This window comes from Pseudomonas mucidolens (assembly GCF_900106045.1).
In the GTDB taxonomy this organism is placed as follows: domain Bacteria; phylum Pseudomonadota; class Gammaproteobacteria; order Pseudomonadales; family Pseudomonadaceae; genus Aquipseudomonas; species Aquipseudomonas mucidolens.
Genome location: NZ_LT629802.1, coordinates 2425955 through 2451101, shown reverse-complemented (window position 1 = coordinate 2451101; position 25147 = coordinate 2425955). Strand labels below are relative to the sequence as shown.

The 25147-nt window shown below is 57.2% G+C and carries 22 protein-coding genes and 4 pseudogenes; 18 read left to right on the top strand and 8 right to left on the bottom strand.

Annotation, left to right across the window (positions count from 1 at the left end; all coding sequences use genetic code 11):
• Positions 1-234: 234 nt before the first annotated feature.
• The 3 genes from galU (at position 235) to gorA (ending at position 2889) form a co-directional block, all read left to right on the top strand.
• Positions 235-1074: a UTP--glucose-1-phosphate uridylyltransferase GalU gene (gene galU, locus BLU75_RS11370; RefSeq protein ID WP_084381173.1), complete on the top strand. Its 840-nt coding sequence runs from the start codon at positions 235-237 to the stop codon at positions 1072-1074.
• A 133-nt stretch (positions 1075-1207) separates the two neighbouring features.
• Positions 1208-1375 (top strand): hypothetical protein, encoded by a 168-nt coding sequence (locus BLU75_RS27260; RefSeq protein ID WP_157720768.1) that lies wholly within the window; start codon positions 1208-1210, stop codon positions 1373-1375.
• Positions 1376-1530: 155 nt separating this feature from the next.
• Complete coding sequence (gene gorA / locus BLU75_RS11365; RefSeq protein ID WP_084381172.1) at positions 1531-2889, top strand: glutathione-disulfide reductase; 1359 nt, start codon at positions 1531-1533, stop codon at positions 2887-2889.
• On the opposite strand, the gene BLU75_RS11360 is transcribed toward gorA, so the two are convergent.
• On the bottom strand, positions 2890-3903 hold the full coding sequence (locus BLU75_RS11360; RefSeq protein WP_084381171.1) for a DNA-binding protein: 1014 nt from the start codon (positions 3901-3903) through the stop codon (positions 2890-2892).
• 171 nt (positions 3904-4074) lie between these two features.
• Between BLU75_RS11360 and BLU75_RS11355 the strand changes: the two genes are divergently transcribed.
• From BLU75_RS11355 to ahpF, 3 genes are all read left to right on the top strand, one after another.
• A complete protein-coding gene (locus tag BLU75_RS11355) occupies positions 4075-5007 on the top strand; it encodes a site-specific integrase (RefSeq protein WP_090221457.1) in 933 nt (310 codons plus the stop codon).
• Positions 5008-5139: 132 nt separating this feature from the next.
• Positions 5140-5703, top strand: a complete 564-nt coding sequence (gene ahpC, locus BLU75_RS11350; RefSeq protein WP_084381169.1) for an alkyl hydroperoxide reductase subunit C — start codon at positions 5140-5142, stop codon at positions 5701-5703.
• A 132-nt stretch (positions 5704-5835) separates the two neighbouring features.
• The gene (gene ahpF / locus BLU75_RS11345; protein WP_084381168.1) at positions 5836-7401 is read left to right on the top strand and encodes an alkyl hydroperoxide reductase subunit F; all 1566 of its coding nucleotides are present in this window, start codon (positions 5836-5838) and stop codon (positions 7399-7401) included.
• A gap of 59 nt (positions 7402-7460) precedes the next feature.
• Here ahpF and gloA read toward each other — a convergent pair whose 3' ends face one another.
• Positions 7461-7982 carry a lactoylglutathione lyase gene (gloA, locus tag BLU75_RS11340; RefSeq protein ID WP_084381167.1) on the bottom strand — a complete coding sequence of 174 codons (522 nt, stop codon included), beginning with the start codon at positions 7980-7982 and terminating at the stop codon, positions 7461-7463.
• 199 nt (positions 7983-8181) lie between these two features.
• Between gloA and BLU75_RS11335 the strand changes: the two genes are divergently transcribed.
• On the top strand, positions 8182-8718 hold the full coding sequence (locus BLU75_RS11335; protein WP_084381166.1) for a DUF4946 domain-containing protein: 537 nt from the start codon (positions 8182-8184) through the stop codon (positions 8716-8718).
• Between the two features lie 206 nt (positions 8719-8924).
• On the opposite strand, the gene BLU75_RS11330 is transcribed toward BLU75_RS11335, so the two are convergent.
• The 3 genes and pseudogenes from BLU75_RS11330 to BLU75_RS11320 all read right to left on the bottom strand — a co-directional run.
• Positions 8925-9290, bottom strand: a complete 366-nt coding sequence (locus BLU75_RS11330) for a histone-like nucleoid-structuring protein, MvaT/MvaU family (RefSeq protein ID WP_084381165.1) — start codon at positions 9288-9290, stop codon at positions 8925-8927.
• 183 nt (positions 9291-9473) lie between these two features.
• A complete protein-coding gene (locus tag BLU75_RS11325; protein ID WP_084381164.1) occupies positions 9474-11015 on the bottom strand; it encodes an EAL domain-containing protein in 1542 nt (513 codons plus the stop codon).
• A gap of 156 nt (positions 11016-11171) precedes the next feature.
• Positions 11172-11927, bottom strand: a pseudogene (locus BLU75_RS11320) (LysR family transcriptional regulator substrate-binding protein); the annotation flags it as partial.
• A gap of 1 nt (position 11928) precedes the next feature.
• Between BLU75_RS11320 and BLU75_RS11315 the strand changes: the two are divergent.
• Both BLU75_RS11315 and hppD read left to right on the top strand, forming a co-directional pair.
• Positions 11929-12561: pseudogene (locus BLU75_RS11315) on the top strand (DMT family transporter); the annotation flags it as partial.
• 269 nt (positions 12562-12830) lie between these two features.
• A complete protein-coding gene (gene hppD / locus BLU75_RS11310) occupies positions 12831-13907 on the top strand; it encodes a 4-hydroxyphenylpyruvate dioxygenase (protein ID WP_084381163.1) in 1077 nt (358 codons plus the stop codon).
• Positions 13908-13974: 67 nt separating this feature from the next.
• Here hppD and rarD read toward each other — a convergent pair whose 3' ends face one another.
• On the bottom strand, positions 13975-14856 hold the full coding sequence (gene rarD / locus BLU75_RS11305) for an EamA family transporter RarD (RefSeq protein WP_084381162.1): 882 nt from the start codon (positions 14854-14856) through the stop codon (positions 13975-13977).
• Positions 14857-14984: 128 nt separating this feature from the next.
• On the opposite strand from rarD, the pseudogene BLU75_RS28300 reads away from it, so the two are divergent.
• Positions 14985-15074: pseudogene (locus BLU75_RS28300) on the top strand (hypothetical protein); the annotation flags it as partial.
• A 152-nt stretch (positions 15075-15226) separates the two neighbouring features.
• Positions 15227-15572, top strand: a pseudogene (locus BLU75_RS11295) (GNAT family N-acetyltransferase).
• Here BLU75_RS11295 and BLU75_RS11290 read toward each other — a convergent pair.
• Positions 15573-16265, bottom strand: a complete 693-nt coding sequence (locus tag BLU75_RS11290) for an aspartate/glutamate racemase family protein (protein ID WP_084381161.1) — start codon at positions 16263-16265, stop codon at positions 15573-15575. It lies immediately after the preceding pseudogene.
• A 125-nt stretch (positions 16266-16390) separates the two neighbouring features.
• Here BLU75_RS11290 and BLU75_RS11285 point away from each other — a divergent pair, with 125 nt between their 5' ends.
• Together BLU75_RS11285 and BLU75_RS11280 are read left to right on the top strand one after the other, a co-directional pair.
• Positions 16391-16885, top strand: a complete 495-nt coding sequence (locus BLU75_RS11285; protein ID WP_084381160.1) for a hypothetical protein — start codon at positions 16391-16393, stop codon at positions 16883-16885.
• 128 nt (positions 16886-17013) lie between these two features.
• Positions 17014-17679 (top strand): DUF3313 domain-containing protein, encoded by a 666-nt coding sequence (locus tag BLU75_RS11280; RefSeq protein ID WP_084381159.1) that lies wholly within the window; start codon positions 17014-17016, stop codon positions 17677-17679.
• A 15-nt stretch (positions 17680-17694) separates the two neighbouring features.
• Here BLU75_RS11280 and BLU75_RS11275 read toward each other — a convergent pair whose 3' ends face one another.
• A complete protein-coding gene (locus tag BLU75_RS11275; protein WP_084381158.1) occupies positions 17695-18060 on the bottom strand; it encodes a response regulator in 366 nt (121 codons plus the stop codon).
• A gap of 284 nt (positions 18061-18344) precedes the next feature.
• Here BLU75_RS11275 and BLU75_RS11270 point away from each other — a divergent pair, with 284 nt between their 5' ends.
• The 5 genes from BLU75_RS11270 (at position 18345) to BLU75_RS11250 (ending at position 24906) form a co-directional block, all read left to right on the top strand.
• The gene (locus tag BLU75_RS11270; RefSeq protein WP_084381157.1) at positions 18345-21845 is read left to right on the top strand and encodes a response regulator; all 3501 of its coding nucleotides are present in this window, start codon (positions 18345-18347) and stop codon (positions 21843-21845) included.
• A complete protein-coding gene (locus BLU75_RS11265; RefSeq protein WP_084381156.1) occupies positions 21846-22661 on the top strand; it encodes a CheR family methyltransferase in 816 nt (271 codons plus the stop codon).
• Positions 22658-23263, top strand: a complete 606-nt coding sequence (locus tag BLU75_RS11260; RefSeq protein ID WP_084381155.1) for a chemotaxis protein CheB — start codon at positions 22658-22660, stop codon at positions 23261-23263. Before BLU75_RS11265 ends, BLU75_RS11260 begins: the two co-directional genes overlap by 4 nt.
• On the top strand, positions 23257-24450 hold the full coding sequence (locus BLU75_RS11255; protein WP_084381154.1) for a hybrid sensor histidine kinase/response regulator: 1194 nt from the start codon (positions 23257-23259) through the stop codon (positions 24448-24450). Before BLU75_RS11260 ends, BLU75_RS11255 begins: the two co-directional genes overlap by 7 nt.
• Before the next feature lie 78 nt (positions 24451-24528).
• Positions 24529-24906 carry a response regulator gene (locus BLU75_RS11250; RefSeq protein ID WP_084381153.1) on the top strand — a complete coding sequence of 126 codons (378 nt, stop codon included), beginning with the start codon at positions 24529-24531 and terminating at the stop codon, positions 24904-24906.
• Positions 24907-25147 lie beyond the last annotated feature (241 nt).

The following is a 25147-nucleotide window of genomic DNA, read 5'->3' as shown; positions in this document are numbered from 1 at the left end:
TGCAGGTCAGTGCCGGGGGCCATAAAGCATGTTAAAAAGAACATGGCCTTGCAAAGCAAGGTGGGTTGGCGTTTCAGCCAGCGTTTGGAACGCTTGTTTGAATGCAAGTGGAACTAACCACGACATTTTTTCTCTATGTTGACATCGCAACGCCAGCAGGAGCCATTGTAAGGTGACTGCGGCCTGATTAGACTGCGCCGAATTTCGTACGCACAGCCCTTATTAAGGACTCATATGATCAAGAAATGCTTGTTCCCAGCAGCCGGTTACGGTACTCGCTTCCTGCCAGCGACTAAAGCCATGCCCAAAGAGATGCTGCCGGTGGTAAACAAGCCACTGATCCAGTACGGCGTCGAAGAAGCACTGGACGCCGGCCTGAACGAAATCTCCATCGTGACCGGACGCGGCAAGCGTGCGCTGGAAGACCACTTCGACATCAGCTATGAGCTGGAAAACCAGATCAAGGGCACCGACAAGGAAAAGTACCTGGTCGGTATCCGCAAGCTGCTTGACGAGTGTTCGTTCTCCTACACTCGCCAGACCCAAATGAAGGGCCTTGGTCACGCAATCCTGACCGGTCGTCCGCTGATTGGTGACGAGCCTTTCGCAGTGGTGCTGGCGGACGACTTGTGCGTCAACCTGGAAGGCGACGGCGTATTGACCCAGATGGTCAAGCTTTACCAGAAGTACCGTTGCACGATTGTTGCGGTTCAAGAGGTCGATCCTCAGGAAACCAACAAGTACGGCGTGATCGCTGGTGACGACATCGGTGATGGCTTGATTCGCGTGCGCGACATGGTTGAGAAGCCGGCGCCGGAAGATGCACCGTCGAACCTCGCGATCATTGGTCGCTATATCCTGACCCCGGACATCTTCAAGCTGATCGAAGAAACCGAGCCAGGCAAGGGGGGCGAAATCCAGATCACTGACGCCCTGATGAAGCAGGCCAAAGATGGCTGCGTCATTGCCTACAAATTCAAAGGCCGTCGTTTCGACTGCGGCGGTGCCGAAGGCTACATCGAGGCAACCAACTTCTGCTACGAACACTTCTACAAGACGGGCAAGGCTTACTGATTCAGGTTTGCCGCCAGCAATGCAAAGCCACCTGCGCAGGCTGTGTGACACCTAGTCCCACGCGGGCGCTCAACGAAAATGCTCCGTATCGCAAGGTACGGAGCATTTTTCGTTATGGGCCTACTTAGTCGACGTGGACCTGGCCTTCGCCATTGCCGATGGGTTGATGCGCTACCGCATTGGCACGCAAAAGACCAACAACCCGATTACCCCGCGCAGCTTTGAAGGGTTTTTCCCGCCTCGAACCCTGTTGGAGGAGCGTCGAAACAGCAAGGCCACCGACAGGTTCGCCCAGCGGTGAGGGCGGCCCGACCCTCTGCAATCAGTGTTACTTGCATTGCGCGCAGGTTGCCAGGTTTTCACACCGTCTGTTCGGTTGGCTTTCGCGTTATTCAGCCCCATGTATGACCCGAGCTGTATCAGCAGGTATGCTGATGACCTGCCGAGGAGAGTGAAATGGCCTACGATTTTGATCTGTATGTAATTGGCGCCGGTTCCGGCGGTGTGCGGGCTGCGCGGTTTGCGGCGGGGTTTGGCGCCAGAGTGGCTGTGGCTGAAAGCCGCTATTTGGGTGGCACCTGTGTCAACGTTGGCTGCGTGCCGAAAAAACTGTTGGTCTACGGCGCGCATTTTGCCGAAGACTTCGAGCAAGCCAGTGGTTTTGGCTGGTCCCTGGGCGAAGCCAACTTCGATTGGCCGACCCTGATCGCCAACAAGGATCGTGAGATCAATCGCCTTAATGGCATTTACCGCAATCTGCTGCTCAACAGCGGTGTCACCCTGCACGAAGGTCATGCGCGCCTGACTGGGCCGCACGAGGTGGAAATCAATGGCGAGCGCTTCACCGCCCAGCATATTCTGATTGCCACCGGCGGCTGGCCACAGATTCCTGAAATCCCCGGCCGCGAACACGCTATCGGCTCCAACGAGGCGTTCTTCCTCAAAGAGTTGCCCAAGCGTGTGCTGGTGGTCGGCGGTGGTTACATCGCGGTGGAGTTCGCGGGGATTTTTCACGGTCTCGGGGCACAGACTTCGCTGCTGTATCGCGGCGACCTTTTCCTGCGTGGATTTGACGGTGCAGTGCGCAAACACTTGCAGGAAGAGTTGACCAAGCGCGGTCTTGATCTGCAATTCAATGCAGATATTGCACGCATCGACAAGCAGGCTGATGGCAGCCTCAAGGCCACGCTGAAAGATGGCCGGGTGCTGGAAGCCGATTGTGTGTTCTATGCAACGGGTCGACGTCCGATGCTCGATAACCTGGGGCTGGAAACCACCGGCGTCAAACTTGATAAGCGGGGTTTTGTCGAGGTTGATGACCTGTACCAGACTGCCGAGTCGTCGATCCTGGCGATTGGCGATGTCATTGGGCGCGTCCAGCTGACGCCCGTGGCCCTGGCAGAAGGCATGGCCGTCGCGCGTCGTCTGTTCAAGCCTGAGCAGTATCGTCCGGTTGACTACGCGATGATTCCGACAGCCGTGTTCAGCTTGCCTAATATCGGCACAGTGGGCCTGAGCGAAGAGCAGGCCAGGGCTGATGGTCATAAGGTGCAGATCTTTGAAAGCCGCTTCCGCCCGATGAAGTTGACCCTCACGGATTGTCAGGAGCGGACCCTGATGAAGCTGGTGGTCGATGCCGATACTAACAAGGTGCTGGGTTGCCACATGGTTGGGCCGGATGCAGGCGAGATCGTCCAGGGTCTCGCGATCGCCCTCAAGGCGGGGGCGACCAAACAGCATTTCGATGAAACCATCGGCGTGCACCCGACGGCGGCCGAAGAATTCGTCACCATGCGCACGCCCGTATCGAGCTGATCAGGTAGTGGTGGTGGCTGTTGCTTCTGGCGGTGTCGCAGCGACGGCCGCCAGGCGCAACGCTTCCATACTGGCCTGGGCCTTGACCAAGTCGATCTCCAGGGATTTGTTGATCTGTTGGTGCTCGGCCAACGCTTCCTGGCGCGCCTGGGTTTCCAGCAGGGCAACCCGCAGTCGCTCTTGCAGCAGACTGCGCTCGGCGTCGATCAGGTTGAGCTGCTCGCGCAATTGATGCTGTGCTTCACGGTCCTGGCCGAGCTGCGCCTGCAATGCACTCAGTTCCTTGACGGTGACGCGATGCTCAATCAGCAGGCGCTCGTTGTCGCGATGTAACTGGGTAATTTCGTCCTGGCGCACCATTGCGCTCTGCTGTGCCTGGCGCAGTTCGGCTTGCACCTGTTGCAGTTGACCTTCATGGCGTCGCTGTTCCTGTTCGCGCTGATCCTTGATCGCGTTGCGATAGTGCTCCAATGCCTCTCGCGCATGCAGGTGTTTCTCTTCCAGTGAGCGAATCTGCTCGTCCTTGTCATTGATCCGCAGCTCGTAATCGCTACAGGCCTGGCTCAGGCCGGCGTTGCGGGTTTGCTCGGTCTGCAGGCTGGACAGCGTGCTTTGTAGTGTGGCGCTTTCATCTTCCAGCGCAGCGGCCTGAATCTCGAACTGCTGCTTGAGTTGCGTGTGGGCCAGTTCCAGCTCTTCCAGTTGAGCGAGCAGGGCGGTTTTCTGCTGTTCGAATTGCGCCAGCGCGTTATCAATCGGTTCCTGGGCCTTGTCTTTCAGGCGCTGGGCCAATTTCCCCACTAGCTCTGCCAGTTCATCGTCAATCGGTGCCTGGGTGATGGCCTGCCGGGCTTCGTTTTCGTCGAGCTCCTTCAGGTAGCGATGAATCGTGGTTTTCGAGCCGGTATTACCCATTTCAATGCGCACCGCGTCGATGCTGGGGTTTTCGCCGCGGGCGATGATCGCCAGGCGGGCTGTCTGAACCACTGCTTTGTTGATGCCGCCGCGTGCCATGCTGTCTCCGTCGATTTCGTACTGTGGTACATGTTATGTATATACATACTATAGCATGCGAATTAATTTATATAAATTGAGATTATTACAGATGGGATATTGGCGTATTATCCCGTGTCAGGCATGTTTTTAGCTGGATGCCCCACAAAGCCGTACACAAAGGTCTGCCCCATGAGCGAATTGGACCGCTATCTAAACGCCGCCACCCGCGACAACACCCGCCGCAGTTATCGTGCCTCGATCGAGCATTTTGAGGTGAGTTGGGGCGGGTTCCTGCCTGCCACCAGTGACAACGTGGCGTGCTACCTGGTGGCCTACGCGGGCGTACTGTCAGTCAACACCCTGAAGCTGCGCCTCTCGGCCTTGGCGCAATGGCACGCCAGCCAGGGATTTCCCGATCCAACCAAGGCACCCGTGGTGCGCAAGGTACTGAAGGGGATTCGCGCGCTGCATCCGGCTCAGGAAAAACAGGCTGAGCCATTACAGCTCCAGCATCTGGAGCAGGTGACTCGGTGGCTGGCGCAGGAGCGCGATCAGGCGAGAAGCGCGGGAGATCAGGCTCGGTGGCTACGTGCAACGCGTGACAGTGCCCTGATCCTGCTGGGCTTTTGGCGAGGGTTTCGCAGTGATGAGCTATGCCGGCTGCACATTGAGCACGTGCAAGCGAGGCCAGGCGAAGGAATTACGCTGTATCTGCCGCGCAGCAAGAGCGATCGCGAGAACCTGGGCAAGACGTATCAGACGCCGGCATTGCGGCGCTTGTGCCCGGTCCAGGCCTATAGCGAATGGCTTGGGGCCTCGGCGCTGGTGCGCGGACCGGTGTTTCGCGGCATTGATCGCTGGGGAAATCTGAGTGAAGCGCGATTGCACCCCAACAGTGTTATCCCGTTGTTGCGTCAGGCGCTGGAGCGAGCGGGGATTGATGGTGAGCAATACACCAGTCATTCCTTGCGCCGGGGCTTCGCCACTTGGGCGCATCGCAACGGTTGGGATATGAAGTCGTTAATGAGTTACGTCGGTTGGAAGGACATGAAGTCTGCCATGCGCTATGTTGAAACGACGCCGTTTCTTGGCATGGCTCAGGCTGAGGTCCCGCTGATTTGAAATTCTTCTATTAATACAGTCCGTTGATAGTCAAAACCAATCACGAGCATCAGGTTTGCCAATGAGCCATCTGGCAAGAGTGCGGGTAGGATTCACCCATCAACTTACTAACCCCCTGACGGAGAGTCATCGATGCCTATCATCAACAGCCAAGTAAAACCGTTCAAAGCCACCGCATTCAAAAACGGCGCTTTCGTAGATGTGTCGGACGCTGACCTGAAAGGCAAATGGTCTGTCGTATTTTTCTACCCAGCTGACTTCACCTTCGTCTGCCCGACCGAACTGGAAGACCTGGCTGACAACTACGCCGAATTCCAGAAACTGGGCATCGAAATCTACAGTGTGTCCACCGACACTCATTTTGCCCACGCTGCCTGGCACAACACCTCGCCAGCCATCGGCAAAATCCAATACACCATGATCGGCGACCCGACGCTGGCCATTTCCCGTAACTTCGACGTACTGATCGAAGAAGCTGGCTTGGCAGACCGCGGCACCTTCGTGATCAACCCTGAAGGCCAGATCAAAATCGTTGAAATCAACGACGGCGGTGTTGGTCGTGACGCTTCCGAGCTGCTGCGCAAGATCAAGGCTGCTCAGTACGTTGCTGCTCACCCTGGCGAAGTCTGCCCAGCCAAGTGGAAAGAAGGCGAGGCTACGCTGGCTCCGTCCCTGGACCTGGTCGGCAAGATCTAAGACTGTGAAACGCTACAGGGCGGGTTTTACCGCACTTCAGTAAGCTGCACCGCCCCCAAAGACGCCCGGGCGAGATTCGCTCGGGCGTTTTTTTTCGACTGTAAAAAACCGAATTAACAGGAAATCGCCCGTATGTTGGACGCCAATCTTAAAGCTCAGTTGAAGTCATACCTGGAACGGGTCACCCAGCCGATCGAGATCGTCGCCTCCCTCGACGACGGTGCGAAATCCCAGGAAATGCTTGCCTTGTTGCAGGACGTAACCAGCCTCACCACGCTGATTACCTTGCACACCGATGGTAACGATGCGCGTAAACCCTCGTTCTCCATCAATCGCCCAGGTGCCGATATCAGCCTGCGTTTCGCCGGCATTCCGATGGGCCATGAATTCACTTCGCTGGTGTTGGCGCTGCTGCAAGTCGGCGGTCATCCCTCGAAGGCCAGTATCGAAGTGATTGAACAAATCCGTAATCTCAAAGGTGAGTTCAACTTCGAAACCTACTTCTCGCTGTCCTGCCAGAACTGCCCGGACGTGGTCCAGGCGTTGAACCTGATGGCCGTGCTCAACCCGAACATCCGCCACGTAGCCATCGACGGTGCGTTGTTCCAGGCCGAAGTCGATGATCGCCAGATCATGGCGGTGCCAAGCGTTTACCTGAACGGTGTGAACTTCGGTCAGGGTCGCATGGGCCTGGAGGAAATCCTCGCCAAGCTCGACACCAGCGGCATCGAGAAGCAGGCCGAGAAAATCAGCGCCAAGGCCGCTTTCGACGTGCTGGTGGTGGGTGGCGGTCCGGCCGGCGCATCGGCGGCGATCTATGCGGCGCGCAAAGGTATCCGAACCGGTGTTGCCGCCGAGCGTTTTGGTGGGCAGGTGCTGGACACCATGGCCATCGAGAACTTTGTCTCGGTCCAGGAAACCGAAGGGCCCAAGCTGGCCGCCGCCCTGGAAGAGCATGTGAAGCAATATGATGTCGATATCATGAACCTGCAGCGTGCCAGTGCGCTGATTCCGGCAAAAAATCCCGGTGAGCTGCATGAGATTCGCTTTGAAAGCGGTGCGACGCTGAAATCCAAGTCGGTGATTCTGGCGACCGGCGCCCGCTGGCGTGAAATGGGCGTGCCGGGTGAGCAGGACTACAAAGCCAAGGGCGTGTGTTTCTGCCCGCATTGCGATGGCCCGTTGTTCAAGGGCAAGCGCGTGGCGGTAATTGGTGGCGGTAACTCGGGTGTCGAGGCCGCGATTGATCTCGCAGGTATCGTCAGCCATGTGACCTTGCTTGAATTCGACAGCAAGTTGCGCGCCGACGCGGTATTGCAGCGCAAGCTCTACAGCCTGCCCAATGTCAATGTGATCACCAGCGCCCTGACCAGTGAAGTGAAAGGTGATGGTCAGAAAGTCACCGGCCTTGCCTACAAAGACCGAGACAGTGGTGAGTTCCACACCGTCGAGTTGGAAGGGATTTTTGTGCAGATCGGTTTGCTGCCGAACACCGACTGGCTCAAGGGTACCGTTGAGCTTTCGCCACGCGGCGAGATTATTGTCGACGCCCGTGGCGAGACATCGCTGCCAGGTGTGTTTGCCGCCGGTGACGTGACCACCGTGCCGTACAAACAGATCGTGATCGCGGTGGGCGAGGGCGCCAAGGCTTCGCTCAGTGCCTTCGATCATTTGATCCGCAGCTCAGCGCCTGCATGACGTCAGGCTTGAAAATAAAAAACCCATGATCGCTCATGGGTTTTTTTTCGCCGGCAGTTTTACAGTGGCGCGGGTTGGATGATCTCGACCCAGTAGGCGTCCGGGTCTTTGATAAACGCCAGGCTTTTCATGCGCCCGTCAGTCAGGCGCTTCTGGAAATCGCAGCCGAGGGCTTCAAAGCGCTCGCAGGCAGCCACGATATCTGGCACTGAAATGCAGATATGACCAAAGCCACGTGGGTCGGTGTTGCCGTTGTGGTAGGCGAAATCGGCATCGTTTTCGGTGCCATGGTTGTGCGTCAGTTCTAGGATGCCCGGAATCGACTTCATCCATTGGGTGCGTTCGGCGGCATCCCGCGGGATCTGTGCCTTGTCCACCAGCGCCAGGAAGTACAGGCTGAATTCGGCTTCCGGGAAGTCGCGTTTTTCTACCAGCGAGAAACCCAGTACACGCGTATAGAAGTCCAACGACTTGGTGATGTCCTTGACCCGCAGCATGGTGTGATTGAACACGAAGTTCGAGGTGGCGGTATCCGGTTGGGCGGTGACGCCCGGAAAGGTATTCAGTTCGTGCAGGCTCATGGGCCCTCCAGAAAAAATGGGGCATACGCGACTCATTGCATGAGCGGTCCCTTGGCGTGCGGCTGACCGGCATCCGTGCAGCGAGACCATGATACGCAAGCCCTGAGCGTTGCGCCAAATGAAAAAGCCGACGTAAGCCTTGCGGTTGACGGGTGGCCGGCCGCAAACTTTGGCGCTTGGAACTTGAGTGATTTTCGCTATGACCCGATCTCGTGCTTCGTTGTTTGGCGTCGCCTGTTTGCTGTTGAACAGCACAGTGGTGTTGGCCGCCGACCCGGAAATTCATTGGCCCGCCGGCTGGCAGGTGGAGGAGGTTGTGCCCGATGCTGAAGTTAAGGCACAAGCCACGCAGGTTTCCCGGCAGCGCGCGATAAAAAATGATGAAAACGGCGCGACGCTGATGGTGATGGAGTTGACGCGCACGCCCATCGAGGCAGGGCATACAGTCAATCTGCAGGGCGTTTTGCTGGAGATGCGCAAGTCTATCCAGAAGGATTTCGGGCGTACGGGGTATCAAAGTGTCTGCAACAAAATTCACGCCACAACATTGAGTCGTCTTGAGGCGCTTGAAACTACCTGCGTCATCACCGAAAACGGTCGGCACGTATTGTCGCAAACATTGGTGGGGGCTCTAGATACCGATAAGGCCTATGTTTTTTCGTATGCGGGACAAACCGAGGCTTACGAAGCCAGTAAGGAGGAAGTGAGTTCGGTGCGTGACAGCCTGAAACTTTGACCCATTCAGACTAATGCTCAGGTAATTTCGAAGGTACGCAGGGTACAACTTCCCGTCACTATCACCTCATAGGTGGTGCATGGTTACAAAGTGAAATGTTTTTTAAACTTCATTTGCGTCCGTAAGGCATCAGCGTTTTTGTTCAGAATCGAAAATCCACCCAAAAAAAACCCCGCATCGGCGGGGCTTATATGAGTCGAGCGGTATTAGCCACGAAGCCATGAGTCGACAGTGGACGCGCCGTACTCTTCTTTCCACGCTTTCAGGCCGCGGTGGTTGCCGCCTTTGGTTTCAATCAATTCACCGGTGTGCGGGTTTTGGTAAACCTTGACCACGCGAGCACGGCGTTGTTTTGGCGCGGCCGTTAGTTGAATACCGGATTTGCCCGGGTTTGGATCAAGGATTGCGATGATGTCGCGCAGGCTCTTGCCGTAGGTTTTCATCAATCCTTGAAGCTTTTCTTCGAATTCAATTTCTTTCTTCAGGCCTGCGTCATTCTTCAGGGATTCCAGCTGGGCCAGCTGTTCTTGAAGGGCCTTTTCTGCTGCGCGAAATTCGGCGAGTCTGGACAAAATCTGTACTCCAATAGTGTTTGGCTGATACCAACTGCAAATAAAGCTATGAGCCAAGAGCCATTAAAGTGGCCCTCCTGCCAATTCTGCACAGGCAGGAAAAATTGTAGTAGTTAATTCGGCGAGAGTAAATCATGAGTTTTGCGTATAGGGTGATATTCCACTCGGGTGGCAGCGGGTTAGTCATTGGTCATGCAAGCATTTAATGAAGTCATCGGCTGGCATTGGCCTTGCAAACAGGTAACCCTGCAAAAAATCCACGCCTTGAGTCGCCAGATACTTGCATTGTTCAGCTGTTTCGACGCCTTCGGCAACGATACCTAAATCGAGCTTGCCGGACAGTTCAATGATGCTGTCAAGTATGTGTCGTGATAATGCATCCGCACCAATCATCGCCACAAAGCTCTGATCAATCTTCAAGTAGTCGACGTTGAAGTTGCGCAAGTAACCGAGGCTGGAGTGACCGGTGCCGAAGTCATCAATGGCGATCATCACCCCCAGGCGATGCAGGGCTTCGAACAGTTGGCGAGTGATATCGGTCGGCACGATCAACTCGCGTTCGGTCAACTCCAGCACCAGTGTGATCTGGCCCGGCGGGAAGGCGGCTAGGAACTCTTGGCAGTCAACCACCAACTCCAGGTCGTGACAATGGCTGGCGGAAATGTTGATGCCCACATGAAAGCCTGGGATGAATGAACCGGCATGGGGCGCCAGTTGGGCCGCCGTCTCGCGCATCAAGGCGCGTGTCATCGGGACGATTAGCCCGGAGTGCTCGGCCAATGGGATAAACAGGTCGGGGCGTACAAGGCCCTCTTTGGGGTGTTTCCAGCGCGCCAGTACTTCACAGCCGGCCCATTGATGTGTATCACCACGTACCACTGGCTGGAAGTAAGGTATGAACTCATTGGCTGCCAACGCTCTTCGCAATTCATGGGTAGGGGCGCAAGCGCGTTTCTGCAACCAGTGAGCGAATAAACCTGCCAATACGCCGAAAAACACCACCAGGCTGAATAGGGGCGGATAGCGGGCCTCCATATAACGCCACACTTCCTCTTGCGGCATGCCAGCCACGACGTGATAGGCGTAGCGCGAGGACGCAAGCTGGTAGTGAGCGACGGGAAAGACGGGCGTCGCGCTGCTGTGGACCTTGCCATCGGCTCTCAGCCAATGAGGTCCGACCTGCAAGACCAGTTCGGTATAGCGGCTGATTAAGCGCAAGGCGTTTGTCAGGTGATAACCGTCAATCGACGCAAAGACGCCTCGATCGCCCTCTGTCAGCCGGTATACGAGCAATGCGCTGTCGGGGGTGACGGGGTTGCCATTCATGAGCCAAAGCCGACCATCGACGTAATCGTCGGGATTGACCGGTGACACATGGGAGCCGCCAAACAGTGAGCTGCAGTAGATATTCTTTTGCCATGACAGGGTGGTTGCGCGCACGAATGGACGGCGCGTGACTTGTTCGCGCAGGGCAAGCTTCGTTGCGTTGTCACACAGGCTGCCAGCCAGTGGCATCAAGGTTTTGGCGGCAAGTGCGGTGTTGTCGAGCATAAGGTCGAACTGACGCACCGCTTCGATAGCGTTTTGCGCGGTGTTTTGCTCAAGGGTGCGCTGGGCCTGCCAATACAGAATCAACACGCCCAGCAAAATGGGCAGCGCGCCACTCACCAGAGTCACCAGATAGCGAGTTTTGCTAGTTCGTGTGGCTTTGACGGTCAGTGGCATTTGCGCGACCTGTAGCAATTAAGGACGATAGAGCTCCCCAAAGCGCCTCGCCACAGCGAGGCCGTTAAAAAAACAGGCGGGCATTGGCCGTGGTCGATGGCTGGGTGATGCTGCGCGCGGGCGCGGCGTGAATGGTCCCATATTGACCGGCGTCCGTCATGTATCAGTGCCATATTCAAGCCGGGTCGCCAGCTTGATAAATGCCCGTGTGGCGGGAGACACCTGTCGCTGATCCAGAACTGCCAGCCCGACCTGACGCCTGACTGCCGGATTCAGCGGTTTTTTCAGATAACTTGCTGATTGCACCTGCGGCAATGACAGTTCAGCCAGGATGGTCACGCCGTCTCCACGCCGCACGGCGTCCAGGGTGCTGAGCAGTTGCGAGCAGCGGTAGCGGATATCGGGCTCGAGTCCGGCGCCGATGAAGAGGCGCGATACCAGCTCCGATGAGCCGGCCTCGGTCAGGATAAACGGGTCATTGCACAGTGCCTTGAGACTGATGTCCGGTTGATCGCGCAACGGATGGTTGACCGGCAGCAGCGCCACCAGTTGGTCTTCGACCAGGGCGAAAGTGTCGAAGCGCTCTATGGGGAGCACCACAAACGCGACATCGATGCGCCGCTCCTCAAGCCATTGCACGACCTGGCGATCAGGGCCTTCGTCGATATGTACGTTGATTCCCGGATGTGCCTGGCGAAAACGCTGCAGGATTTCGGGCAACAGGCGAATGGAGGAGGTGGGCCCAAAGGAGCCGATGCGTAAGGTGCCACGTTTCATACCCCGTGCGTCATCGGCTTCCTGTTGCAGGGTATTGGCCAGACCCAGCATGGCGCGGGCCCGCGACAATAGCTGGTGCCCGATGTCGGTGAGTTCAATATGGGCCTGGCGTCGGTGAAACACCTCCACGCCTATTATCAACGCTTCACGCGCTTCATTGATTGTCGCCCTGAACCCGGCGGTGATTGGTCTGGCGGCGTGGTGGTGGTTCAAGGAGCGCCTGGGGCGCGGCAAGGTGTCGGGTATCGCCTTATGCCTGGTCGGAGCGGGGTGGGTGATTGCGAGCCGCAATCCGCAGTTGTTACAAGGCGCGGACGACGCCTGGATCGGCGACCTGTTGATATTCGGTTGCGTGGTGGGCTGGGGCGTCTACTCGTTATGTGCGCGCTCGCTGAACCAGAGTCTGGGTCCACTGCAGACGGTGACCTGGTCGATCCTGTTGGGTACGCTGATGCTTGGCGTCGTTACCCTCGTTACGGGCAGGCTCACGGCTGACGCCATGCGCGCAATTGATCTGCCACAGTGGCTGAGCCTGCTGTACCTGGGCGTGTTGGGTTCGGCCTTGGCCTACATCGGGTATTACGATGGTATTCGTCGAATCGGGGCGACTCGGGCCGGGGTGTTTATCGCGCTCAACCCACTGACCGCGGTGATCTGCGGCGCGCTGTTGCTCGCAGAGCCACTGAGCGCCTCGATGTGCTTGGGCGGCGCAGTGATTCTGCTGGGCATTTATCTGTGCAACAAACCCCTTGCGTCGGGCAGGGCATAGGGATTTGATGAAGGAGTACGGACAAACCCGATTACGCTGTGTAGAATCAGGTTACGCATACAAGAATAAGCGCTTGCCTGACCGCAGGCCTCGTCCGCCAGAGACGCCCGTAAGAGAATGTCCAACCATGAAGCAACTCGGGTTCCAACTCATCTACGGTGACTTCCTCGCCCGCAGCGTGCGGGGTATCTCCTGTGCGCCACCTTCCCACCTCATCCTTGCTGGCAATTAATCCATTTAATTCTAAAAAGATGATGAGGCGCCAAATCATGGCAGATCTATACGAAAACCCGATGGGCCTGATGGGCTTCGAGTTCATTGAGTTCGCATCGCCAACCCCGGGCACCCTGGAGCCGATCTTCGAGATCATGGGCTTTACCAAGGTCGCGACCCACCGCTCCAAGAATGTGCACCTGTATCGTCAGGGCGCAATCAACCTGATCCTCAATAATGAACCCAACAGCGTGGCCTCGTACTTTGCCGCCGAGCACGGCCCGTCGGTGTGTGGCATGGCGTTCCGGGTCAAGGACTCACAGAAAGCCTACAACCTCGCGCTGGAGCGTGGGGCGCAGCCGATCCAGATTGAAACCGGCCCCATGGAACTGAACCTGCCGGCGATCAAAGGCATTGGCGGCGCGCCGCTGTACCTGATCGACCGCTTCGGTGAAGGCAGCTCGATCTACGACATCGACTTCGTTTTCCTGGAAGGGGTCGACCGTAATCCCGTGGGCGCCGGCCTGAAAATTATCGACCACCTGACTCACAACGTCTATCGTGGACGCATGGCCTACTGGGCCAACTTTTACGAAAAATTGTTCAACTTCCGCGAAATTCGTTATTTCGACATCAAGGGCGAATACACCGGCCTGACCTCCAAGGCCATGACCGCCCCGGACGGGATGATCCGCATCCCGTTGAACGAGGAGTCGTCCAAGGGCGCCGGCCAGATCGAAGAATTCCTGATGCAGTTCAACGGTGAAGGCATCCAGCACGTGGCGTTTCTCACCGACGACTTGATCAAGACCTGGGATCAGTTGAAAGGCATGGGCATGCGCTTTATGACCGCGCCGCCGGAAACCTATTATGAAATGCTCGAAGGGCGTCTGCCGAACCACGGCGAGCCGGTCAACGAGCTGCAATCGCGCGGCATCCTGCTGGATGGCGCATCCGAATCCGGTGACAAGCGTTTGTTGCTGCAAATCTTCTCGGAAACCCTGATGGGCCCGGTGTTCTTCGAGTTCATCCAGCGCAAGGGCGATGATGGTTTCGGCGAAGGCAACTTCAAGGCACTGTTTGAATCCATCGAGCGTGATCAGGTGCGTCGCGGTGTGTTGACCACTGAATAAAGGTTGCAACGACGCAAAAAAAAGCCCGTTCGAGGGACTCCTCGACCGGGCTTTATAGTGTCTGCAATCAGGCTTTGCGTTGACGCACCAGATGTTTGAACCCTTCAAACACCAGTACCACCACCGCCATCCATATCGGGATATAGGTCAGCCATTCCCCAGGCCCGATGTTTTCTCCCAGCAACAACGCCACTGCCAGCAGCAGCACCGGTTCTACGTAGCTGAGCAGGCCGAACAGACTGAACGGCAGGAGACGGCTGGCGATGATATAGCTCACCAGCGCAGTGGCACTGATCACTCCCAGAATTGGAATCAGTGCGTACAGCACTTTGTGGGCATCCAGTACGCCAAAGCCCTGTTCACCGCTTTGCACAAACCACAGTGCCACTGGCAGCATCAGCGCCATATCGAGCCACAGGCCGCCCAAATGATCGGTGCCCAGCCATTTGCGCAGCACGAAATAAACCGGATAACCGATGATCACCACCAAGGTCGCCCAGGAGAAACCGCCCACCTGATACAGCTCGTTGAGGACACCGACAGCGGCAAGACCCACCGCGATCTGTTGCAAGCGTGACAATCGTTCGGCGTATACCAAACGGCCGGTCAGGACCATGCTCAACGGCAGCAGGAAATACCCGAGGGACACATCCAGGCTCCGGTCATTGAGCGGCGCCCACATGAACAGCCACAGTTGCACGGCCAGCAACGCCGAAGTCAGCACGATGCCGCCGATCAGGCGCGGTTTGCCCGCGACCCACCGCACCAGCTCCAGCACCCGCCGCCATTCGCCGCTTACGAACATGAAAACGGTCATGCACGGTACGGTCAGCAGCATCCGCCAGCCAAAAATCTCCAGTCCGCTCAATGGCGTGAGCAGGGAGGTGAAGTAATACATCACGGCAAACAACACCGAGGCCAATACCGATAGAGCAACACCTTTAGACACGCTGTCCTCGCGAAACGATTGAAACTAAAAGGGGGGAATCCAGGTGGGAATATATTGCTTTTGCAGTGAGACGTTTGCTCTATTTTGCGGCATTTAATGAGGAATTATCTCACATCAAGGTCGCCCGGATGCCCATTCCCTCTCAATCGATTCTCGATGCCGTCGATCTGGCGATTCTCCAGCAACTGCAAACAGACAACACCACCGCGCTGCGGGTGTGTGGTGAGATGGTTAATCGGTCAACGGCGGCAGTGCAGCGACGAATCAAACGCCTGCCAAAAGTCGGTGGTGTGATTAAGCTCGGGCAACCCGTCCCGAAACAAAATGCCCTAAACGGGTCGGTTACTTGTCTTTCAAAGGATGAAACACAATGCACGCACCTGAATCCCTTATCGTTATCCAGCGTTTTACTGACGTTCACCTGGAAGGTGTCACTGCGCTCTATAACGACCCGATCGTCTGCCGTCAGGTGTTGCAAATGCCTTTCCAGTCCGTTCAGGCCTGACGCAAACCTGTTGGCGGCAGCCTTGGAGGTGGCCGACAACTGGATGAACCTGCGCCGTGTGGAACTGACGGTATACGCCGACAACGAAGCCGCCCATGCGCTGTACCGCAAGTTCGGCTTTGAAATCGAGGGGCGGCTGCGCGATTACGGCGTCCGGGATGGCGCGTTCGTCGATGCCCTGAGCATGGCACGGTTGCGCGTGTCGGCCTGATCAACGTCCCAGGGCGAACGCCACCGCAGCTTGTGCATGCAACTCGGTGGTGTCCAGCAACGGCAGGTCGCTGTGCTCAGGCTTGATCAGCAGGCCGATTTCGGTGCAGCCGAGGATCACGGCTTGGGCGCCACGGGCAGCAAGGGACCGGATGACCTGTTGGTAGACCTGACGCGAAGCGTTACTGATGACTCCGACGCACAGCTCTTCATAAATGATCCGGTGTACGGCTTGGCGTTCCTGTGCGTCAGGTACCAGCACGGTCAGGCCCTGTGCGGCCAGGCGTGTCTTGATGAAATCCTGCTCCATGGTAAACGCCGTGCCCAATAAGCCAACGGTCAAGGTATTCGCCTCGACAGCCGCCGCGCCTGCCGCGTCGGCAATGTGCAGGAACGGAATCGAAACAGCGGCTTCGATCTTCGGTGCCACTCGGTGCATGGTATTGGTACACAACACGATGCATTCGGCGCCGCCCGCCTGCAGTCGGCGCGCGGCGTCTTCCAGGATCAGTGCCGCCTCATCCCAGCGTCCGGCATGCTGAGCCTGTTCCACCGGGCCGAAATCCACGCTGTACATCAATAACGGTGCCGAACGCAGCGGTCCGAGTTGGTCACGGACCTGTTGGTTGATCATCCGGTAATACTCTGCACTGGACTCCCAGCTCATTCCGCCGATAAGGCCGATGGTGCGCATGCGGTGCTCCTGAAGCAAGTGGGCGAGGGCACACCTTACCCAAGACTCGGGTGTTAGTCATACGCAGCGATGCGGTATCTGCCATGATCATTGTTCGCAGTCTGTTTCACCCGAGGAGCACCGCAATGAACGATGTACAGCAATTGGGCGAGATGCTTCGTCATTACGCCGACAGCGAAGCGCACAAGCGGCAGCAGTTCGAGGTGCAGTCCGCACATTGGACGCAGAAAATCACTGAGCTGTTCGGTCAGATCGGGCAGTGGCTGGAACCGGTCAAAAGTGTCGGCCTGCTGGAAGTCCACCGGGAGGCCTATGTGGCCTTCGGCCCGAGTGTTGCGGTGGAGACCTCGACCTTCAAGACCGAGAAACTGACCATCAACATCGCTGGCAAACCGGTGGAGTTCGTGCCGGACGTGATGGGCGCTGGCGGCCTGATTTCGTTGGCGGTGATCGGCTTGACCGCTGCCCGCTACGGGAGCATTTCCCTGGTGCTGCCGCCGGGTCAAAACGACTGGCTGTGGAAGAAGACCAACGGCCTGAAAGATCCGGATACCTTCGCCTTCGATGCCAACTTCCTGGCCTTGCAGTTGCAGGGCTTGATCCCCCGCGAACGAGGATGAACCGGTTGCTCATGTGGAGGCTTGCCCCCACATGAGCATTTCTTCGTGCACGCCGATGGCGCTATTTTTCCAGAATTGGCTATACCTACAGCTCAATGTTCCGAAAAATAACTGCCAGGAGTTCCATGATGAAGCCAGGGCTAATGATCAGCGCGCTCTGCATCGCCTCGATCGGCGTGATGGGGTGTAGCAGCAACGTCACGCAACCGGATGAATACTCCGGGTTTCTCGTGGATTACAGCCGCTTGAAGGAAGCCAAATCGCCGTCGGGTGTGGACGTGATGCGCTGGATTGATCCCAATCTGAATCTCAACCGCTACACGTCGGTGTACATTGAGCCCACCCAGTTTTTTCCCACACCTCAAGCCACTAGCAAAATCCCCGAAAGCACGCTGCAAGGCATCAATAGCTATTACAACCAGGCGCTCAAGCGTGAGCTGGTCAAGTCGCTGCCGCTCGCCGAGGGACCGGGGCCGGGGGTGATTGTGGTGCGTGCGGCGATCACCGCGGTCAGTAGCAAAACCGAGGGCCTCAAGCCTTACGAGTTGATTCCCGTGGCGCTGGTGGCGGCGGCGGTCAGTACCGGCACCGGGATTCGCGATCAGGAAACCACCCTTGGCACCGAAGCCCAGTTCCTTGACGGCAACAAAGTGATTGCCCAAGTGGTACGCAAAGGCACGGGCAAGCCGTTGCAAAACGATACCCAAGTCATGCAAACCGACGATGTGAAAAACGTCATCGACGGTTGGGCGCAGGATTTGCATCAGTCGTATTTGAAGCTCAAGGACAAGTAGCCGGGGGTGGCAAACTCAGGGTGCGGTGAAAACGGCTTTGATCTTGTCGCGCAACTGATCGATCGAAAACGGCTTGCCAATGACATACATGCCTTCGGGCACATCAATGTTTTCTGCATAGCCGCTGGCAAACAGTATCGGCAAGGTCGGGCGTAACTCCCGTACCTTGGCCGCCAGTTGCTTGCCGTCCATGTATGGCAGGCCGACGTCGGTCATCATCAGGTCGATAATCTGCTCGTTATTGTTGACGAGCGTAAGGGCTTCCTCGGCATCAGCGGCTTCAATCACCTTGAACTCCAGTTCTTCGAGGACATCGACGATCAACATACGCACGATGTCGTCGTCTTCGACTACAAGGATGGTGGAGGAAGCTTCGGACATAACTGGGGTTCCCGAGAAATAGAGATGCAGGCCTTGAGCAGTTGAAGGACCTTTCTCTAGTGAGTCATGTCAATCACGGCAAGTTCCCGAACAGGGGGCCATTGTGACGGTTACCCGCGTGAATGTCCCGTCTGGCCATGATTTGCGAGGTATGGCTTGTGTTGCGTGTGGCCGGTTGCGTGGACAGCTGTGCAGTGTTTGAGTGAGAAACCACACAAACGTAGCCCTTGTCCTCGACTTTGGGGCAAACTTCCGGTTTTTCCGCACTTGGCCAAGGCATGACCATGACTCCTGCGTCGTCAGTCAATGAGAACAATTTCCGTAAGCTCCTGAGCCGCAACGTCACGTTGCCGTTGGGCGTTGGTGTTCTCAGTGCAGTGTTTTTCGTCTCCCTGATCACCTATCTGTTGTCTGTAATCCAATGGGTTGAACACACCGACCGGGTGATCAATAACCTGAATGAAACCGCAAAGCTGACTATTGATCTGGAAACGGGCATGCGTGGTTATCTGATCACGGGCGATGAGCACTTCCTTGACCCCTACGAGGTGGCCAAGCCGCGCATCGTCGCCGAGCTGCGTGGTCTGCAGGAACTGGTGGCGGATAATCCGCAGCAGATCGATCGCCTCAAGCGACTGGAAGCGATGCAAGTTGAGTGGAATGGCTATGCCCAGGAGATGATCAGGCTGCGCCGCGAGAACGGTGATTATCGTGGCGCGGTGCAGGCCGGGCGAGGCAAGCGCCTGACTGACGAGGTTCGCAAGGAATACGCGCAAGCGGTTGCGGTTGAACAGCAGTTCCGGATTACCCGCAATAAGGAAGTCACCCAAACCACAGTCGTCAGTGTTTCGCTCTACCTGCTGTTCGTGCTCGGCCTGAGTGGCTTTCTTGCTTATATGGGTAGAAAAAACCTTGTGACGTTGTCTGCCGATTACAGCGCCACCCTCGCGTCGCAACAAAGGACCGCCAAACGCCTGGAGCAGCAAGCCTGGCTGCGCAATGGCCAGACCGAACTGGCCGAGCAGGTGCTGGGCCAGCCGTCCCTCAACCTGCTGGGCCGCAAAATTTTGCAGTTCTTCGCCCAATACATGGGGGCGGTGGTTGGCGCGGTCTACGTGCGCGAGGAGCATGGCGGCCTTCGGCGCGTGGCTACTTACGGCTTTTCTCGGGAGCAGGAACAGCAGGAGCAGTCGATCTACAGCGATGAAGGCCTGGTCGGGCAGTCGGCGCAGCAAGATCGCCTGATTCGCCTGGATGATGTGCCTGTGGGTTACTTCAAGGTCAGTTCCGGCCTGGGCGAAGGCCCCGCCCGCAGTGTGCTGGTCGTACCCACGAGTGATGACGACCGGGTGAATGGCGTGGTCGAACTGGGTTTTCTGCGCCCATTGGACGAGCGTGACGTGGAGTTGCTGGAGTTGATTGCCGACAATATCGGCACCTCCATCGAAGCCGCGCGCTATCGCCAGCGTCTGCAGGAAGTGCTGGCCGAAACCCAGCAGCTCAACGAAGAGCTGCAGGTGCAGCAAGAAGAACTCCGCACAGCCAACGAAGAGCTGGAAGAGCAGTCGCGTATTCTCAAGGAGTCCCAGGCTCACCTGGAAACCCAACAGGCAGAACTTGAGCAGACCAACGAGCAACTGGCCGAACAAGCCCAGACGCTGGCCGATCAGCGCGACGCCATGGATCATAAGAACGTTGAACTCAATCGTGTGCAGATAGAGCTGGAAGAGCGCGCTGACGAGTTAGTACGCTCCAGCAAGTACAAATCCGAATTCCTCGCCAACATGTCCCACGAACTGCGCACCCCGCTCAATAGCTCGTTGATCCTGGCCAAATTGTTGGCGGAGAACCCTCAGGAAAACCTCAGTGCCGAACAGGTCAAGTTTGCCGAGTCGATCTACTCGGCGGGTAACGACTTGCTCAACCTGATCAATGACATCCTCGATATCTCCAAGGTCGAGGCTGGCAAGCTGGAAGTGCGTCCGGAAAACACCAGCGTGCCGCGCTTGATAGACGGCTTGCGCGGGATGTTTGAACCGCTCGCTGCCGACCGGCAGTTGGCGTTCACGTTGACAGTGGAGGAAGGTACGCCACCGATGTTGTTTACCGACCGGCAGCGCCTGGAGCAGATTCTCAAGAACCTGCTGTCCAACGCGATCAAGTTCACCGAAAAAGGTCAGGTCAGCCTTACCGCTACCCGCCAGCCGGGGGAGGGCATTGCGTTCATGGTGCGTGATTCCGGCATCGGCATTGCCCCGGATCAGCAGGAAAGCATCTTCGAGGCCTTCCGGCAGGCGGATGGCACCACCAATCGGCGTTACGGCGGCACGGGCCTGGGTTTGTCGATTTCCCGTGACTTGGCAGCACTGTTGGGAGGCTACATTAACGTCGCCAGCCAACCGGGGCAGGGCAGTACCTTTACCCTGGTGCTACCGGAGCAGTATGTAGAGCGGGACGAGGACGCGGCCGCGGTCGAGCCGGTACGCAATCCATTGCCCGTCGCGCCGGCTCCTTCACCGCCCCGGGTCTCGCCATTGTCTGTGGTCGACGAACCGCAGATTCCGCGCTTTGCCGATGACCGCGACAAGGCGCCGTTCACCACCCGCTGTATTCTAGTGGTGGAAGATGAACCCAACTTCGCACGCATTCTCTTCGATCTGGCGCATGAACTGGGCTACCACTGTCTGGTGGCCCATGGCGCGGATGAAGGCTACAACCTCGCGGAGCAATACACTCCCGATGCGATCCTGCTGGACATGCGGCTGCCGGACCATTCCGGCTTGACGGTGTTGCAGCGTCTCAAGGAGCACGCCGGTACCCGCCATATTCCGGTGCATGTGATCTCTGTCGAGGACCGCGTCGAAGCGGCCATGCACATGGGCGCCATCGGTTACGCGGTAAAGCCCACCACCCGCGAAGAGCTCAAGGACGTGTTTGCGCGCCTGGAGGCCAAACTCACGCAGAAGGTCAAGCGTGTATTGCTGGTGGAGGACGATGACTTACAACGCGACAGCATTGCGCGCCTGATCGGTGACGAGGATATCGAGATCACCGCTGTCGGTTTCGCCCATGAGGCCCTCGAGCTGCTGCGCACCACGGTCTACGACTGCATGATCATCGACCTCAAGCTGCCGGACATGTTGGGTAACGAGCTGCTCAAGCGCATGGCCACCGAGGATATCTGCTCGTTCCCACCGGTCATTGTGTATACCGGGCGCAACTTGACCCGGGACGAAGAAGCGGAGCTGCGTAAATATTCGCGTTCGATCATCATCAAGGGCGCTCGCTCTCCAGAGCGCCTGCTGGACGAGGTCACACTCTTTCTGCACAAAGTCGAATCCCAGCTGTCCCATGAACGCCAGAAGATGCTCAAGACAGCGCGCAGCCGCGACAAGGTCTTCGAGGGGCGCAAGATATTGTTGGTCGATGACGATGTGCGCAACATTTTCGCGCTCACCAGTGCGCTTGAACAAAAGGGCGCACTTGTCGTCATCGGCCGCAATGGGCGCGAAGCAATCGATAAGCTCAATGAAGTCGACGATATCGACCTGGTGCTGATGGACGTGATGATGCCGGAGATGGATGGCTATGAGGCAACTGCCTTGATCCGCCAGGACCCGCGCTGGCGCAAACTGCCGATCATCGCGGTGACGGCCAAGGCCATGAAGGACGACCAGGAGCGTTGCCTGCAGGCCGGTTCCAATGATTACCTGGCCAAGCCTATCGACCTTGATCGCCTGTTTTCCCTGATTCGGGTGTGGCTCCCCAAGATGGAACGTATTTAATTGGAACGAAGCACTGACATCGAGCTGCGCTTGCTGATTGAGGCGATTTACCTCAAATACAGCTATGACTTTCGCGACTACTCCGGCGCGTCGATCAAGCGCCGTGTGGCCCACGCCTTGACCCAGTTCGACTGCAAGACCATCTCGGCCTTGCAGGAGCGGGTACTGCATGACGCCTCGGCATTCCTGCAGCTGTTGCAGTTCCTGACCATTCCCGTCAGCGAAATGTTTCGCGATCCCTCGCACTTCCTGGCCATCCGCCAGGAAGTGGTGCCGCTGCTCAAGACCTATCCGTCGATCAAAATCTGGATCGCCGGCTGCAGTACCGGGGAAGAGGTGTATTCCATGGCCATTCTGCTGCGGGAGGAAGGCTTACTGGAGCGTACGATCATCTACGCCACCGACATCAACCCCAGCTCTCTGGAAAAAGCCAAGCAAGGTATCTTCTCCCTCGAGAGTATCCGTGCCTACACCCACAACTATCAGCAGGCTGGCGGGCAGCGCTCGTTTGCCGATTACTACACTGCCGCCTACGATTACGCAATCTTCGATAAAACCCTGCGCGAAAATATCACGTTCGCTGATCACAGCCTGGCGACCGACAGCGTGTTTTCTGAAACTCAATTGATTTCATGTCGTAACGTACTGATATATTTCAATAAAAAGTTGCAGAATAGAACCTTTGGGTTGTTTCACGAGTCGCTGTGTCACCGTGGCTTCCTGGTACTGGGCAGCAAGGAAACTCTCGACTTCTCGAGTTACAGCAAGCAGTTCGAGCCTTTGGTCAAACAAGAACGGATCTATCGAAAACTATGAGCGACGTCTGCGCCAGCGAGCTGCGATTGCCCGGGATCCAGGCCGTCGTCATCGGTGCTTCCGCGGGTGGGGTCGAGGCGTTGCTGAATATTTTTGCTGCGTTGCCGACGGGATTTGCCCTGCCGATCATCGTGGTCCTGCATTTGCCGGATGAACGCCGCAGCCAATTGTCGGAAGTCTTCGGGCACCGAGTGTCAGTGCCGGTCCGGGAAGCGCAGGACAAAGAGCTGATCAAGCCCGGGACCTTGTATTTTGCAGGCCCTGGATATCATTTGTCGGTGGAGCAGGACCGCAGTTTGTCATTGAGCCAGGAAGACCGTGTGCATCATTCGCGTCCCGCCATTGATTACCTGTTCACCTCGGCGGCCGATACCTATGGCAGCGGCCTGCTGGCGATATTGCTGACCGGCGCCAATCAGGACGGTGCCGAAGGCTTGGCCCACGTCAAACAGAGCGGCGGCACCACGGTGGTACAGGACCCGAGCGAGGCGCGGATTTCAGTCATGCCCCTGGCGGCCCTGGCCTTGCACACTCCCGACCATATTCTTACCTTGAGCCGCATTGCGGTATTGCTGGCTTCGCTGGAATTTTCCCCATGTTAAGTACTGTCCAGGCCAAGCTGCTGATCGTCGATGATCTGCCGGAAAACCTGCTGGCCCTTGAAGCGCTGATCAAACGCGAGGATCGCCTGGTCTATAAGGCACTGAATGCCGACGAGGCGTTGTCGTTGTTGCTTGAGCATGAGTTTGCGATGGCCATTCTTGACGTGCAGATGCCCGGCATGAACGGTTTTGAACTGGCCGAAATGATGCGCGGCACGGAAAAGACCAAGAACATTCCCATCGTGTTTGTCAGCGCCGCCGGCCGCGAGTTGAACTATGCCTTCAAAGGCTATGAGAGTGGGGCGGTGGACTTCCTGCACAAACCGTTGGATATCCACGCGGTCAAGAGCAAGGTCAATGTCTTCGTCGAGTTGTATCGCCAGCGCGAGGCCATGAAGCTGCAAGTCGAGGCGCTTGAGCAAAGCCGTCGCGAACAGGAAACCCTGCTGACCAGGCTGCAGGCGACCCAGGCGCAACTCGAGCAGGCGGTGCGCATGCGTGATGACTTCATGTCCATCGTCGCCCACGAAGTGCGCACGCCGCTGAATGGACTGATCCTTGAAACCCAGTTGCGCAAGATGCATCTGGCCCGTGACAACGCCAGTGCCTTCACCCTGGACAAAATGCGCGCCATGGTCGATCGCGACGAGCGGCAGATCCAGAGCCTGACGCGCTTGATCGAAGACATGCTCGACGTGTCGCGTATCCGTACCGGCAAGTTGTCAATTCGCCCCACGCGTTTCGACCTGTCCCTGTTGGTGCGCAACCTGTTGGAAAACTTCGCCCCCCAAGTGGCGGCGGCCGGTTCATCGATAGACTTGCTGGCTGAGCAGCCGGTGGTGGGGAATTGGGATGAGTTCAGGATTGAGCAGGTGGTGTCCAACCTGTTGACCAACGCCTTGCGTTACGGCGCCAAAAGCCCGGTGGACGTGCGCGTGTACGCCGAACACGGTGAGGCACGGATCGAGGTGCGCGATCGCGGGATTGGTATCAGCGAAGAAAACCAGAAGCGGATCTTTCAACAGTTCGAGCGGGTCTCGGCCAGCCATGCCGTTGCTGGGCTGGGGTTGGGGCTGTTCATTTCCGAGCAGATCATTGCCGCCCACGGCGGAACTATTGAGGTCGAAAGCCGGGTAGGCGAGGGCGCCTTGTTTCGGGTGTGCCTGCCCCTTGAGGCAGACGCGTGAAATCAGACGTATATTCAACGCAACCTCTGCGTGACCTTATGGTCGTATCTGCAGCTATCGACCGAGCAAAGGCTTCCCATGAGTGAAGATGCGCAAGATGTTGTACTGATCGTCGAAGATGACGAATCGATTATGTTTGTGTTGGGTGAATACCTGGCTGGCCTGGGCTATCGGGTACTAAAAGCCATTAATGGCGAGCAGGCGTTCGAAATTCTTGCCAGCAAACCGCACCTGGACTTGATGGTCACCGACTACCGGTTGCCTGGAGGCATTTCCGGGGTGCAGATCGCCGAGCCCGCGCTGTTGCTGCGACCGGAACTGAAGGTCATCTTTATCAGCGGTTATCCGCAAGAGATTCTGGACTGCAACAGCCCGATCACCCGCAACGCGCCGATCCTGGCCAAGCCGTTTGATCTGGATACGTTGCAAGAGCATATTCAGCGATTGCTGGCTTAAGAGCGCTGTGTTGAACCTGTATTTCCGGGAGCCGGACACTTGTCTGTGTTGGCGTATCCACACAACTTCCACAAACCGACGAATTCTCCTGTGGCGAGCGGGCTCGCCCCGCGTTGGGCTGCGAAGCAGCCCCAAAACCTGCCGCTACGGAGTATCTGATACACCGCATTCGGCTTACTGTGACTGCTTCGCAGCCCAACGCGGGGCAAGCCCGCTCGCCACAACCGCTCTATCTGCTTGG